This is a genomic window from Micromonospora polyrhachis, assembly GCF_014203835.1.
Lineage (GTDB): Bacteria > Actinomycetota > Actinomycetes > Mycobacteriales > Micromonosporaceae > Micromonospora_H > Micromonospora_H polyrhachis.
Genome location: NZ_JACHJW010000001.1, coordinates 5073287 through 5087211, shown reverse-complemented (window position 1 = coordinate 5087211; position 13925 = coordinate 5073287). Strand labels below are relative to the sequence as shown.

At 69.9% G+C, this 13925-nt stretch carries 13 protein-coding genes; 7 read left to right on the top strand and 6 right to left on the bottom strand.

From position 1 onward, the window contains the following. Nucleotides 1-3: 3 nt before the first annotated feature. Nucleotides 4-555, top strand: coding sequence for a DsbA family protein (locus FHR38_RS22515; RefSeq protein ID WP_184536536.1), 552 nt, complete (start codon nt 4-6; stop codon nt 553-555). A 29-nt stretch (nt 556-584) separates the two neighbouring features. Here FHR38_RS22515 and FHR38_RS22510 read toward each other — a convergent pair whose 3' ends face one another. Further along, nucleotides 585-3374, bottom strand: a complete 2790-nt coding sequence (locus tag FHR38_RS22510; RefSeq protein WP_184536535.1) for a winged helix-turn-helix domain-containing protein — start codon at nt 3372-3374, stop codon at nt 585-587. A gap of 260 nt (nt 3375-3634) precedes the next feature. On the opposite strand from FHR38_RS22510, the gene FHR38_RS32440 reads away from it, so the two are divergent. From FHR38_RS32440 to FHR38_RS22495, 3 genes are all read left to right on the top strand, one after another. After that, nucleotides 3635-4135, top strand: a complete 501-nt coding sequence (locus FHR38_RS32440) for a hypothetical protein (RefSeq protein WP_246446694.1) — start codon at nt 3635-3637, stop codon at nt 4133-4135. A gap of 10 nt (nt 4136-4145) precedes the next feature. Then, a complete protein-coding gene (locus FHR38_RS22500; protein ID WP_184536534.1) occupies nt 4146-5327 on the top strand; it encodes a zinc-dependent alcohol dehydrogenase in 1182 nt (393 codons plus the stop codon). Between the two features lie 67 nt (nt 5328-5394). Next, the gene (locus FHR38_RS22495) at nt 5395-6483 is read left to right on the top strand and encodes a DNA polymerase III subunit beta family protein (RefSeq protein WP_184540057.1); all 1089 of its coding nucleotides are present in this window, start codon (nt 5395-5397) and stop codon (nt 6481-6483) included. A 237-nt stretch (nt 6484-6720) separates the two neighbouring features. On the opposite strand, the gene FHR38_RS22490 is transcribed toward FHR38_RS22495, so the two are convergent. Further along, the gene (locus FHR38_RS22490; protein ID WP_184536533.1) at nt 6721-7437 is read right to left on the bottom strand and encodes an NAD-dependent epimerase/dehydratase family protein; all 717 of its coding nucleotides are present in this window, start codon (nt 7435-7437) and stop codon (nt 6721-6723) included. Nucleotides 7438-7490: 53 nt separating this feature from the next. Between FHR38_RS22490 and FHR38_RS22485 the strand changes: the two genes are divergently transcribed. Further along, entirely contained in the window at nt 7491-8339 is an 849-nt protein-coding gene (locus FHR38_RS22485) for a siderophore-interacting protein (protein WP_312882341.1), read from the top strand. Between the two features lie 125 nt (nt 8340-8464). On the opposite strand, the gene FHR38_RS22480 is transcribed toward FHR38_RS22485, so the two are convergent. Together FHR38_RS22480 and FHR38_RS22475 are read right to left on the bottom strand one after the other, a co-directional pair. Further along, a complete protein-coding gene (locus FHR38_RS22480) occupies nt 8465-9172 on the bottom strand; it encodes an MBL fold metallo-hydrolase (protein ID WP_184536532.1) in 708 nt (235 codons plus the stop codon). Then, entirely contained in the window at nt 9172-10257 is a 1086-nt protein-coding gene (locus FHR38_RS22475; RefSeq protein ID WP_184536531.1) for an S-(hydroxymethyl)mycothiol dehydrogenase, read from the bottom strand. Before FHR38_RS22475 ends, FHR38_RS22480 begins: the two co-directional genes overlap by 1 nt. Before the next feature lie 53 nt (nt 10258-10310). Between FHR38_RS22475 and FHR38_RS22470 the strand changes: the two genes are divergently transcribed. Beyond that, entirely contained in the window at nt 10311-11081 is a 771-nt protein-coding gene (locus FHR38_RS22470) for an aminoglycoside adenylyltransferase domain-containing protein (protein ID WP_184536530.1), read from the top strand. 70 nt (nt 11082-11151) lie between these two features. Here the strand turns inward: FHR38_RS22470 and FHR38_RS22465 are convergent, their stop codons facing one another. Beyond that, nucleotides 11152-11730 (bottom strand): LURP-one-related family protein, encoded by a 579-nt coding sequence (locus FHR38_RS22465; RefSeq protein WP_184536529.1) that lies wholly within the window; start codon nt 11728-11730, stop codon nt 11152-11154. 262 nt (nt 11731-11992) lie between these two features. Next, nucleotides 11993-12520 (bottom strand): hypothetical protein, encoded by a 528-nt coding sequence (locus tag FHR38_RS22460; RefSeq protein WP_184536528.1) that lies wholly within the window; start codon nt 12518-12520, stop codon nt 11993-11995. A gap of 202 nt (nt 12521-12722) precedes the next feature. Here FHR38_RS22460 and FHR38_RS22455 point away from each other — a divergent pair, with 202 nt between their 5' ends. Next, nucleotides 12723-13799 carry a LysR family transcriptional regulator gene (locus FHR38_RS22455; RefSeq protein ID WP_184536527.1) on the top strand — a complete coding sequence of 359 codons (1077 nt, stop codon included), beginning with the start codon at nt 12723-12725 and terminating at the stop codon, nt 13797-13799. The last annotated feature ends 126 nt before the right edge of the window (nt 13800-13925 follow it).

Below are 13925 nucleotides of genomic sequence, written 5' to 3'. Positions count from 1 at the left end.
CCCGTGAGTACCCCGTTGCAGGTCACGGTCAGCCGGTTGCGGACGCCGGTGACCGAGGAGGACCACATCCGGGGCACGTCCGACGCCCCGGTGACCGTCGTCGTCTACGCCGACTTCCAGTGTCCGCACTGTGGGGCTGCCCATCCCAACCTGACCGAGCTGCTACGGCAGCGTGCCGAGGTCGTACGGCTGGTGTTCCGGCACTTCCCGATCATCAACGTGCACCCGTACGCGGAGAACGCCGCTGAGACGGCCGAGGCGGCCGGTGCCCGGGGGCAGTTCTGGACGATGCACGACTGGCTCTTCGAACACCAGGACCAGCTCGACCCGGTCCATCTCTCGCTCGGTGTGCAGCAGCTCGGACTACCGCTGGACGAGGTGGCGGAGGAGTTACGTACCCACGCCCACCTGGGTCCGGTCCGGGACGACTTCGTCACCGGAATACGCAGCGGGGTGGACCACGCACCGACGTTCTTCGTCAACGGCATCCGGCACGACGGTTCGTACGCCCTGACCGAGTTGCTGGCCGCTGTCGACCAGGCGGCCGGTACCTGACTGTGCCTGGCCGGCGCACGCCTCGGCAGTCAGAGCAGACGCAGTTCCCGGGCCCGGCGGACGGCCTCCCGGCGGCGACTGGTGTCAAGTTTGCGGTAGATGTTGCGGATGTGGGTCTTGACGGTGTTGACCGACAGGGACAGCTCGCTGGCGATTTCCACATTGGACAGGATGCTCTGTAGGTAGCGCAGGATGGTCAGTTCCCGTTCGGTCAGTGGCTCGCCGAGGGCAGGCCGGGCCACCGGCCCGCTGTTCGGCGGCTCCTGCGCCACGACCAGCTCGCTGATGGTGGGCCAGTAGGCGGTGCCGGTGTCCAGATGCGCGGCGAGCAGATCCCGGGTCGATGGCTCGGCATGGACGAAGACCCACCGGAAGCCCTCCGGTTCCGCCACGGCGAGCACCTGTTCCAGGGTGTGTGCGGCCCGCCGACGGTCACCGAGTCGCCAAGCGGCCAGCGCGTCGAGCAGACCGGCCGTGAGTCGTACCGGCACCGGCCAGTGGTGCGCCGCCGGATCGGTCCATGTGGGCAGGGCCCGGGACGCGGCAGCCGCGTCATCGTCGGCCAGGTAGCTGCGGGCCAGCGCCACCGCGAGCGCCTCGAACGGCGGCGGACCACCATTGACCAGGGGTAACAACAGATCACGGGCGGCGGTGGTGTCGCCGTGCGCGGTATGCAGGTCGGCCTCGGCCGCCAACAGCCCGTGCGTCAGCTCCACGGACTCCGGCAGGTCGGCCAACTCTTCCCGGCCGGCTCGCAGGATCCGCTGGGCGCCGGCCAGATCGCCACGTACCCGTAGCAGCCGCGCCCGGACCAGGGCGGCGAGCGCGGCAAGCGCGGGGTCGCCGCCCGCACCAGGCCACTGGCCGGCGAGGGCGAGTTGACTGTCGGCGTCCAGCGGGCGGTTCCGTTCCAGGGCGACGACCGCCAGTGCCAGGTGGGCGGCGGCGCAGTCGCCCGGATGCGGACCATGCGGCAGCGGCTCAGCCGGGGAGAACGTGGCTCCGCCCGGTCGGGGGGTCGGTTCCAGCGCCATCCGCGCCGCCTCCTCGGCGGCGCGCAGCCGGCCCCGGACCGCGTGCACGAGGGCGAGCCCGGCCGCACAGGCTCGGGTCGCCCGAGGCAGACCAGCCGGTTCCGCGTCGGCCAGGCCCACGGTGAGTTCGGCCTCGGCCGCTGACAGGTCACCGGCACCGAGCAGCGTGCTGCCGAGTGTGGTGTGCGCGATGGCCCGCAGGGCGAGGTCGGCGGGGGGCTGGCCGGCGGCCGGTCCGCCCGGGGGCGCGACGGCGAGCAGCCGGTCGACGGCGGGGCGTACGTCCGCCGGGTCGCCGGTGAGTCGCGCGGCGGCCAGTTGCAGTGCCGCGACCGGCACGGCGAACCGATCTGCCCGCTTCCCGGTACGCAAACCTTCGTCAGCCACGGCACGCCGCAGCCAGTCTCGAGCCGCCGGATCGTGCCGGCTCAGGTGCTCCGCCGCGTACGCCAGGGCCAGCTCCGAATCTCCGAAGGCGGTCGACGCTCCGGCCGGCCCGAGCGCGTCCCGTGCCGGCCCGACCGGTACACCCGACACCGCTGCTACACCCGACACCGCTCCTACACCCGACGCCGCTGGTGCGACGGATGTCGGGTCCGGTTCGCCCGGACCGTACGGCAGCAACTCGGTCCAGTGCCCGACCAGCAGGTCGATTGCCTGCGCCCGGTCCCCGGCGGCGAGCGCGTGCCGGAGTGCCGCCTCCGGCCGGGCGTGCGCCACCTGCCAGGCGGCTGCCCGACGATGCAGCTCGACCACCCGGTCGGTCGGCCACTGCCGCAACTCGCTGCGGAGCAACTCCGCCAACATCCGGTGACACCGGTACCACGGGGGCCGGGGACCGAGTGGCACGACGAACCCGAGCCGCTGGTGCAGTTCGGCCAGCACCTGGTCACCGTCGGTCTCCCCGGTCAGGGCGTCGAGCAGGTCACCGGAGACCTGGTCGGTGACCGCGATACGGCGTAACACGTCCCGTTCCCGGTCGGGCAGCGCGGCCAGCACCTCCTCGGCCAGATAGCCGGCGACGTCCGGATGGTCCCCGGAGAACCCGGCGACGAACCGCTCCGGGTCGGGGTGTCCGCGTAGCCACCGGGCGGCGATACGCAGCCCGGCCGGCCAGCCCTCGGTCCGGGTGCGCAGGTCGTGCACCTGTCGGGCGGCCAGGGTGACCTCGTGTGCGGCCAGCAGTTCGGTCGTCTCCTCGGCGGTGAACGCCAACTCGGTCGCACCGATCTCGGTCAGCTCGCCGCTGAGCCGGCGGCGATGCAGGGCCAACGTCGGGGCACGCCGGCAGCCGAGCACCAGGCGCAGCCGGTCCCCCGTGTGCCGGAGCAGGGCTTCGAGGCCGTCGAGTACGGTCGGATCGTCGACCAGGTGAAGGTCGTCGACGACCAGGATCGTCGGCTCCGCCCGCTCGGCGAGGACCGCCGCGAGATGTTCGAGGAAGCCGGGCCGACCAACAGACCCGGCAACGACACGACCATCCGGGCCATCGGGGATCAGGGCCGCCCACAGGTACGCCCAGAGCCGGTCACCGGTGTCACCGGACTGGACCGAGAGCCAGGCGGGTGTCCGTGCGTCCCGGGCCCGGCTCCAGGCGCTCAGCAGCGTGGTCTTGCCCCAGCCCGCCGGCGCGTTGACCAGGGTGACCGGCCCGGTGACACCGGCGTCGAGCAGCCGGAACAGTCGGGGTCTCGCCACCGTCTCGCCGGGCAGGGCGGCCACCGCCAGTTTGGCTGCCAGCAACGGCGGGAGCCTTCGACCATCCCCGATCCGGTCCTCCACCATCTCCGCCCCATCACCTCCGCCAGTACGACCACGCCACCCTCCGGCGCGCGGATGTCCCCCGCCCCCGGGTCCGGCCGAACGGATATCCGAGGCCGCCCGTCGACAGGGCCGACCGCTGCTCGCCGGCGCCGGATACCCGAGCCGCCGAGCTTCACCCCTTCGGGGGGAGCCTGGTTCACCCGACCGTTGCCCACCATTGCCGAAGCGGAACGTCGTACAGCGGTGGAACCCGGGCGAACGACGAGGGACGGGTGAGGCTGATGGGACGGGTGACGAAGGGTGCGGCAGCGGCGGCGGCCGTCGTTACGGCCGGGGCGATCGCGATGCACCGGGCGTTGTCCCGTCCGGGTCGGGGCAACTGGCCGGGCCGGGGCTCCACCGGCAGGTGGGCGTCCCGGTGGCAGACGGTGACCGTCGACCGGCCCCCGGCCCAGGTCGCGCCGAAAGGCCAGCTGCCCGAACCACTCGTCCGACTCGGCGACGGGGTCGAGACCCGGGTCCGGCCAGCACCCGGCGGGCGGGGCACCGAGTTGGCGGTCCGGCTGCGCGCCGGCGGTTCGGACGTGTTGACCGGCATGGTCGCCCATCTCACCGGCGACGATCCGCGGATGGCGCTGCGCACCGCACTGCGCCAGGCCAAGCAGTTGGCCGAGACGGGTGAGCTGCTCAGCCCCGACCGGCCCAGCACGACCCGCCGCACGCTGCTCAACCGGCCGTTGGAGGTGGCCACCCGGCACGGCCGCGACCAGGGACGAGTGTGAGGGCGGCCGGATGAAGGCGCTGTGCTGGGAGGGTGTCGACAAGCTGGCGGTCGAGCGGGTCCCGGACCCGCAGATCCGCAACACCCAGGACGCCATCGTCAAGGTGCGGCAGAGCGCGGTCTGCGGTTCCGACCTGCACCTGATCAACGGGTACATCCCGTTCATGCAGGCCGGTGACGTGCTCGGGCACGAATTCCTGGGCGAGATCGTGGAGGTCGGGCCGGATGTGCACCGGCACTCGGTCGGCGATCGGGTGGTGGTCTGCTCGTTCATCTCCTGCGGGCGATGCTGGTACTGCCGGCAGGGGCTCTTCGCCTGCTGCGACAACGGCAACACCAATCCGGCGATCGCCGAGATGGCCTGGGGTTTCGCCCCGGGCGGCTGCTACGGCTACTCACACGCCATGGGTGGTTTCGCCGGTAGCCATGCCGAATACGTGCGGGTCCCGTACGCCGACACCGGCGCGTTCCGGGTGCCCGAGGAGGTGAGCGACGACCGGGCGGTGTTCGCCTCGGACGCCGCCCCGACCGGTTGGATGGGGGCGGACCTCGGCGGCGTACGTCCCGGGGACGTGGTGGCGATCTGGGGCTGCGGGGCGGTCGGACAGATGGCCGCCCGCGCGGCGATGCTACTCGGTGCGGAACGGGTCATCTGCATCGACCGGTTCGACTATCGACTGCGGATGACCGAGCGGCACATCGGCGCTGACACGATCAACTACGAGCGTACCGACGTCGGCGGCGAGCTGCGCGAGCGTACCGGCGGACGGGGGCCGGACGTGTGCATCGAGGCGGTCGGCATGGAGGCGCACAGCTCCGGGCCACAGTTCCTCTACGACCAGGTCAAGCAGCAACTGCGAATCGAGACGGACCGGCCGATCGCGGTACGGGAGGCGATCCACGCCTGCCGTAAGGGCGGCAGTGTCTTCGTACTCGGGGTCTTCGCCGGGCTGGTCGACAAGTTTCCGCTCGGCGCGGTGATGAACAAGGGACTGACCCTGCGCTCCGCCCAGCAGCACGGGCAGCGCTACATCCCGATGTTGCTGGACCGGATGCGCAGTGGCGAGCTGCGGACCGAGCATCTCGCGACGCACCGGATGCCACTGGACCGGGCAACCGAGGGCTACCAACTCTTCAAGGACAAACGCGACGACTGTGTCCGTGCGGTCTTCCAACCCGACGCCTCGACGTAGGGAAGGGCCCGAGCCGGCTTGACCCTCGACCTGGTCGAGGCGGCAGGATCGTGGTGTGGACGGCGAGCTGCACAGCATCGGTGAGATGGCCCGGGCCAGCGGGCTGAGCGTCAGCGCCCTGCGGTTCTACGACGGGGCCGACGTGCTGGTGCCGGCAGCCGTGGACCCGACTACCGGCTACCGCTGGTACGACCCGCAGCAGATCGTCCCGGCCCGGATGGTGGCCGGTCTCCGCCGCGTCGGCATGCCGCTGGCGGAGATCAGTCAGGCGGTGGCGGCCCAACGTTGCGACCCGGCGGCCGTGCGTCGCCTGCTGGACGCGCACCTACGCCGGCTGGAGGACGGGCTCGCCGACGCCCGCCGGGAGCTGTCCCGGGTACGCGACCTACTCGACCACGACGAGACCCCCATCGCCACTCGCCTCACCCTGACCGGCGCGGAACTCGCCGCCACGATCGACGCCGTCCGGTTCGCCATCGGCCGTGATCCCGAGCTGCCTATGCTGAACGCCGTCTGGTGCGAGGTCGGGCCGGAGACGCTGCGTCTGGTCGCCACCGACCGGTTCCGGCTCGCCGTGGCCGAGTCGGCCATCGGTCAGGTCACCGGTCCCCCGGCCCACCTGCTCGTCCCGGCGACCCTGATCGACCAGCTACGAGAGCTGCTGATCGAAGACGAGCCGGTGGAGCTCGTCCTGACTCCGACGGTGATCACCGTCGAACTGCCGAGACACCGCCTCGCCATGCCCACGCTGGAGCACGACTTCCCCGACTACCGGCGACTGCTCGGCGATCGGCTCGGCGGCCGGTTCGGGACATCCGGCGGCCAGCAGGTCACCGTCGATGCGCCGGCACTGCGCGCGGCGCTGGCCCCGGAGGTCGCACCCACCGTCGTACGCGAGCACAACGGCGTACGGTACGACGTCGCCATCCTCACCGTGAACGAGACGGGCGGTCTGACGGTGGTGGACGGTGCTGGTCTGGATCTCGACCAGTCCGGTTACGTCGGGGTAAACGGGGATTTCCTGCTCGACGCGCTCGGTGCCAGCGGCCAGGGGCAGTTGGTGCTCGAACTCGACGGACCGATCAACCCGTTGGCGATCCGACTGCCCGCCGACGAGGGGACGTTCTCGGTGCTGATGCCGGTCCGGCTCTCCTGACGCCCACCTGGTGGTCAGGAGAGCCGGCGCAGGTCCGGCCGCCTCGCTCAGCCTTTCGTCGTGGACGAGGTGGGCGCGGGTCCGTCCAGTACCGAGCGGGTGACCAGCTTGGCAAGGCCGCGACGAGTCGACAGGGTCGGCGGGGCAGGAGATGCGCGCAGACTGACCGGAGCAGGCGGCTGACCGGAGCGGGCTGACCGGTTCGTGTTCCGGCCAGCAACCGCCCGGTGTCGACGATCACGGTTTGGTGGGGTCCTGTGGCTCCCAGTCGAGTAGCCGGCGGGCGGCGTCGATGTTGGTCATCCGTCCGGCCGCATCACCGCTGATCGTCAGCGCGGTGAACCCGTGCCCCCGGTACGCCAGCGCGGCGTCCACGGCCGACGCGGTGTCCCGGGCAGACGTGGCGATGGTACGACTCCATCGATCGTCATCGCGGGGCCACCGGTCGTCCGGCGTGGGCAGGCAGAGCCGCAACGCCACCAGGCTGATCCCGTGTTCGGCGACAGCGGCCTGGCCGACCTGCTCGCCGAGGCGTTTGGTCAGCCCGTAGAAGTCGGTGGCGCCCGGCGGGGTGTCCGGATCGGGGTACGTCTCGTCGTCGGCGGGGTTCGGGTAGACCGACATGGAACTGGCCACCACCGCGTGTCGTACCCCGGCCTCGGCGGCGGCCCAGAGTGCCAGGTGCAGCCCTTTGACGTTGGCGTCGAAGTGGGCGGCGACGTTGGCCACCTCACCCCAGCCGGCCAGTGGGCCCATCGCCAGGTAGACGAGGGCGTCGGTGTCGACGGCGGCCTCGGTGACCGCCGCGAAGTCGGTGGCGTCGCCGGCGACGTACTCCCAGGGACCGGGTGCGGATGGTCGAGGGTCCAGGACGCGGATCTCGTGCTGTCGGGCGAGGTGGGGCAGGATCATCGTGCCGACCAGGCCAGATCCGCCGATCATCAGTATTCGCATGCCGTCGACGTACCCCAATCCGGTCCACCGCCCGCTTAGGCTAGCCTTACTTCGTGACGGACGCCAGGAACAAATCCCAGGTCATCTATGCTACGGTGCAGCGTACCGAGCGGCTGACCCCACACATGATCCGCGTGGTGCTGGGTGGTGACGGGCTGTCCGGGTTCGGTGCCGGGGCCTTCACCGATCACTACGTCAAACTGATCTTCCCACCGGACGGGGTGGTATACCCGGACCCGCTGGACCTGGCGGCGGTCCGTCGGGACCTGCCCCGCGAGCAGTGGCCCCGGACCCGGACGTACACCGTGCGGGCCTGGGATCCGACGGCGTTGGAACTGACCCTCGACTTCGTCCACCACGGCGACCTGGGGTTGGCCGGACCGTGGGCGGCGCAGGCCCGCCCGGGTGACCAGATCATGCTGCGCGGACCGGGCGGGGCGTACGCGCCGAGCCCGGACGCCGACTGGCACCTGCTGGCCGGGGACGAGAGTGCGTTGCCGGCGATCGCCGCCGCGCTCGAACGGCTTCCGGTCGACGCCCCGGCCCGGGTCTTCGTCGAGGTGGCCGGTCCGGACGAGGAGCAGAAGCTGGTCACCGAGGGGGCGGCCGAGATCGTCTGGCTGCACCGCGGGGGCCGGGTCGTCGGGGAGGCGCTGGTCGAGGCGGTACGGGCGCTGGAGTTCCTGCCCGGCGCGGTGCACGCGTTCGTCCACGGCGAGGCACACTTCGTCAAGGAGTTGCGCCACCTGCTGCGGGTCGAGCACAGCCTGCCCAAGGAGGCGCTGTCCATCTCCGGCTACTGGCGGCGCGGCGTCGACGAGGACGGCTGGCAGTCGTCCAAGGGCGAGTGGAACCAGCGGATCGAAGAGGCCGAGGAGCAACTGGTGGGCGCGGCGCGCTGACCGGTCGACCGTGGGTGGAACACCACGTACGTCATCCGGCTGGCATGAGGTACGTGGTGTTCCACTCAGCGGGTGACTCGCACGCTCCCCGGGCTCAGTGGCACCGCCGGCGCGAACTCCCGGACTCAGTGGCCTCGGGCCAGCCACTCGTCCAGGTGTGGGGCCTCAGCGCCGATGGTGGTGCTGTCGCCGTGCCCGGTGTGTACGACAGTTTCCGCCGGCAGGTCGAACAGTCGGCCCCGGATCGACTCGATGATCGTGCCGAAGTCGCTGTACGACCGGCCGGTCGCCCCCGGCCCGCCCGCAAAGAGGGTGTCGCCGGTGAAGACAGCGCCCAGGTCCGGCGCATAGAGGCAGCAGGCACCCGGGCTGTGCCCGGGGGTGTGCCGCACGTGTAGCACCGTGCCGCCGACCTCGATGCGCTGCCCGTCGTGCAGGTCGCCGTCGGGCGCGACATCCGGGTGTACGAGGTCCCACAGCACCCGGTCGTCCGGGTGCAGCAGGATCGGGGCTCCGGTCGCCTCGGCCAACGCCGGCGCGACCCGTACGTGGTCGTCGTGGGCGTGCGTGGCAAGGATGGCCCGCACCCGCCGGCCGTCGACAACACGCAGGATCGCGTCGACGTCGTGCGGCGCGTCCAGGATCACGCACTCGGTGTCGTCACCGACCACCCAGACGTTGTTGTTCACGTCGAAGGTCTGCCCGTCGAGCGAGAAGGTGCCTGAGGTGACCGCATGGTCGATACGGGCTGCCGATTCCGGCCGCTGGGCCACCGATTCCGGCCGCTGGGCCGACGTCGAATCCGACTGCTGGGCTGCCGAGGGATCTGCCATCAGAAGACCACCACCGAGCGCAGTACGTCGCCGTGGTGCATCTTGTCGAAGGCCGCCTCGACCTGGTCCAGGGCTATCTCCTCGGTGACGAAGCCGTCCAGGTCCAGCCGACCCTGGAGATAGAGCTGGGTCAGCAGCGGGAAGTCCCGGCCGGGCAGGCAGTCGCCGTACCAGCTGGACTTGAGCGCCCCGCCCCGACCGAAGACGTCCAACAGCGGCAACTCGACGGTCATCTCCGGGGTGGGTACGCCGACCAGCACGACGGTGCCGGCCAGGTCCCGGGCGTAGAACGCCTGCCGCCAGGTCTCCGGTCGGCCGACCGCGTCGACCACCACGTCCGCCCCGTGCCCGCCGGTCAGCTCCCGGATCGCCTCGACCGGGTCGGTCTGGCGGGCGTCGACGGTGTGCGTCGCCCCGAACCTGCGGGCCCAGTCGAGTTTGCGCGGGTCGGTGTCCACCGCGATGATCGTCGTCGCCCCGGCCAGGGCCGCCCCGGCCACCGCGCCGTCGCCGACGCCACCGCAGCCGATGACCGCGACCGAGTCGCCCCGGGTCACCTGCCCGGTGTTCATCGCCGCGCCGAGCCCGGCCATCACCCCGCAGCCCAGCAGGCCCACGGCGGCCGGGCGGGCGGCCGGGTCGACCTTGGTGCACTGCCCGGCGTGGACCAGGGTCTTCTCCACGAACGCACCGATACCCAGCGCCGGGGTGAGTTCGGTGCCGTCGGTGAGGGCCATCTTCTGCTTCGCGTTGTGCGTGTTGAAGCAGTACCACGGTCGGCCCCGACGGCAGGCCCGGCAGGTGCCGCAGACCGCCCGCCAGTTGAGCACCACGAAGTCGCCGGGTGCGACGTCGGTGACACCCGTACCCACCTGCTCCACGATGCCGGCCGCCTCGTGGCCGAGCAGGAAGGGGAACTCGTCGTTGATGCCGCCCTCGCGGTAGTGCAGGTCGGTGTGGCAGACACCGCAGGCCTGGATCCGGACGACCGCCTCGCCCGGTCCGGGGTCGGGTACGACGATGGTGGTGACCTCGACCGGTGCTCCCTTGGCCCGGGCGATCACGCCCCGTACTTCCTGGCTCACGCTCTACCTCCTCCGTGTTGGAAGATCGTCCCCGTCGACCCTACGGTGGATCGATGACAACCCGGGTCCCGCTCACCGAATCCGCCTACCTGGACGCGGTCGTGCGTCACCTGAGCGCCATCCTCGGTACGGAGTTGGTCGGGGTCTACCCCACCGGTTCCCTCGCGTTGGCCGGCTACACCCCGGGCCGAAGTGACCTCGACGTCATCGCCGTGGTCGAGCATCCACCGCCACGACCGGTGCTGGCGACGATCGCGGCCCGGCTCGCCCACGACGAGCTGCCCTGCCCGGCCACCGGCCTGGAGTTCGTGCTCTATCCGCGAGCAGCGGTCAACGACGGTGGTGTCGCCGCCGGCTATCTCCTCGATCTCAACACCGGCCGGGAGCTGCCGCCGAAGGTCAGCTTCGACCCGGCCGACGGGCCCGGTTTCTGGTACGCCATCGACCGGTCGATCTCCTGGCAGAGCGGGTGGGCACTCGCCGGTCCGGATCCTCGTGCCGTGCTGCGGCCGGCACCGTTCGCCGTACTGCTGCCGGTGGTGGTCGAGTCGATGGAGGCGCACCTGGCCGACCCGGCCGCGCACGGCGACAACTCCGTACTCAACGGGTGCCGGGCGTTGCGGTTCGCCGCGCAACAGCGGTGGTACGCCAAGCCGGCGGCGGCCCGGTGGGCCCGGACCGCCGCGCCGGCCTTCGCCGGTCTGATCGACGCGGCGGTCGCGAGCCACGCCGCCGGTCGGGCCGCCGGACGCGCGGTGCCGGTCGCCGAGGTGACCGCGTTCCTCGGGTACGTCCTGCGTCAGCTCCGCGCCACGTCTACGTGATCAGCACATCCGACGTGAGATCAGCACGTCCGACGTGAGCGGGGGCCCGGCCCTGCGGCAGGGCTATTGGTCAGCGGCTCTGGAGCGCGTCCAGCCCGACTGCCATGGCGATGACCACCCGCCGGTCGAGACCCGGGTGGTGGATGTCGACCACGTACTTGTCGCGCAGGCCCCACTTCTTCACCACGGAGAAGGCCAACTGCCCGTCGATGGTGAAGTCGAAGTGGTACGGCAGCCAGGAGAGTGAGTCGACGAAGCGGCGCAGGATGGCGACGGTCGCGTTGCGCTCCTGACCGGTGGCCATTCCGACGCCGGGCTGCTCGACGTGCCAGGTGGAGCGCAGCAGCGACTTCTTGAAGTCCTTCCGGAACAGGCCCAGGGCGGTCCCGCTGGGGTCCACGATGTCGTAGGTCGCGCCGAGGTCCATGACCTGACGGGCCTTGAAGCCGAGCACCGGCACCTGCTTGGTGTCGTCGGTGTAGAGGGTCACCTGCTCCTTGAAGGCCATTCGCTTCTGCTGGGCGAACGCGAGCAGCTCGCCCTCGGTCCCGTCGCCGAGTACCGAGTGGACCTCGTACTGGTTGACCATCATCCGGATGCGTTGCCGGATGATCAGCTGCCGCTGTGCCTGGAGCTGTTGCAGATTCATTCGGGGGTTCCTGTCGAGGGGGTAGGGCGTCCACACCGAGTGGCTGTCGCGCCGGAGTCTCGCACAGGCGGGCGACACGTTCCGCCCCTGGCCGGCACAGCCATCCGCGCCAGAGTCGCATCCCAGGCTCCGGGTCTCCCGTCTCGCTGCATCTCGTGGTCGAGAAGCACCACGTCGCCGCGGACGTCCCGCCGTACCTCATAGGCCGCGACAACCCGGCCATCGCGTTCCAGTACGACCTCGGACAGCACCAGGGTCGCCATCATCGGGACTTCCTTCCCTTGCCGGTCCGAACCGCTACTGAACGACCGGCCCCGTGGTGCCAACCGGGGACTCCACTCTGTGCCTCCGCCGGCTCGCCGACCTTCCCGAACCGGTACCCGAGTTCCCCGACGCAGGTCAACCCGAGCACGAGAACGAGGGCGCTGCTCTGGGGCATCAGCAAGGGCCCGGTGGCGACACTGGTGAGTATGAGTCCGGCCGCGCTGAGCAGACCGCTCAGGACCCGCGAGGTCCGCTCACTCCTGGCGTACCAACTCACGACCTGGCCACAGAGCAGTGCGATGGCCGCTGCGGCGGCATAGGCAAGATAGGAGACCGCAACCCGGTGGTTCAGCCCGCTGACCGCCAGGCCCTCCCGGGTCATGCTCACCAGCCCGCCGACCAGGACGGCCGAATGCCAGCTCGGCCTGGCCAACGAGACGTACAGCCGCCCGCCCCCGGAGTCTCGAAGTAACGGAACGGCTACTTTCCAGGCCCCTTCCAGGGCGGTACGTTGCTGGAGCAGCATCGGTCTCCTCAGGACGGTAGATGTTGCGGGTTCACTGGGATCGGGCCCGCTGGGGCAAACAGCGGGCCCGATCATTTTTCACCCTGAGTCACCGTCACGCACAGTCAAAACTCGACCTACTTTTCGCGCCCCGAGAAGTAAAACTTCCCCTGTCGGAAGTTGGGCACGCACCACACACGGGCAGTGGTCATAGAGTTGCCGAATGGGAAGAGTCCGGGATCGCGCCCCCACCCAATGGGACTGTGTCGTATTCGCGACGGTGGCTACCTATAAAACCAAGAAGAAAGCCCGGGAGCACCTTTTCAAGGATTACCAGGAAGACATCACCATAAAGGGCATCGAGAACATTCTCAAGAAGATAGACACCTGGCTCGGCGAAACAACCTTCAAGGAGCCGCAGAAGGGAAACCTCGAACTGACCGTACGCGGCAAGAGGTTCCTCCGGTTTGCGAAGAGGATCGTCACCAGCTTCCAGGAAGAGCGCGCACCGTCAACCGAGCGAACACTTCCGAAGATCGTGTGCCTCCCCCATCACGTCTACATCACCAGCCAACTCGAATGCGACCTCCGAGCACGGCACCCGAACCACGAGGACCAGATCATCGTGGCGGAACTGAGGCTGGACGCTCGCGGCGACGACGGCTTCGAGGACGAGGCGCTGTTTCCCCTGACCCTTGGCCATCACGAGATCGCGATCGGCGGCAGAACAACCATCTACCAGGAAGAACTTCAATCCGATGTGCTCTACGGCACGCAGTTGGAGGTGATGGTCCCAGCCGCCTACCAAGCGGATCAGATGAGCCTCACCGAATTGGTCAACGAATATCGGGCCATGGTGCCACCAGCAGGCTCCCGCTCTCGAAGACTACTCGAGACCTGGATCACCACGACAAGGATCAGCACGCCGCCAAAGGAGGCCAGAATAGTCGCCGAGACATACGAGAGCGCGATGAGCATCCAACGCGCATCCGACGACCACCAGCGATTCGGCATCAAGTCGAAGCGGGTCGTTGTCGCCCCATCGGACGTGGCCCTACCCTACAAGGCCGGCTCCCGATTCGGCGGAAAAGGCGTCGAATCGTCGCGGTGGGTGCCACTGCACCACGAGGGAAGGGCTCCGAAACTCGACGTCTACATCACCACGACCAACCCTCGCCCCAAACGCCTGGACCCGATCGTGCAAATCCTGAGGGAAATCTGCGAGAAACAGCCGCACCTGTCCGGCACTCTTCGCCTTCCGCAGCCGCCGGCCGTCAGGACACGTCCAACAAAGCAATGATCTGCCCGATTTACTCCATACGTTCACCGCCCGCCCGACGGGGAATCGCCCTTCCGCAATCATTACGCTTCGTAGCGTCACCGCCGGCTGTCGCCATCGCGTCGACCACCCAACACACACGAAGGC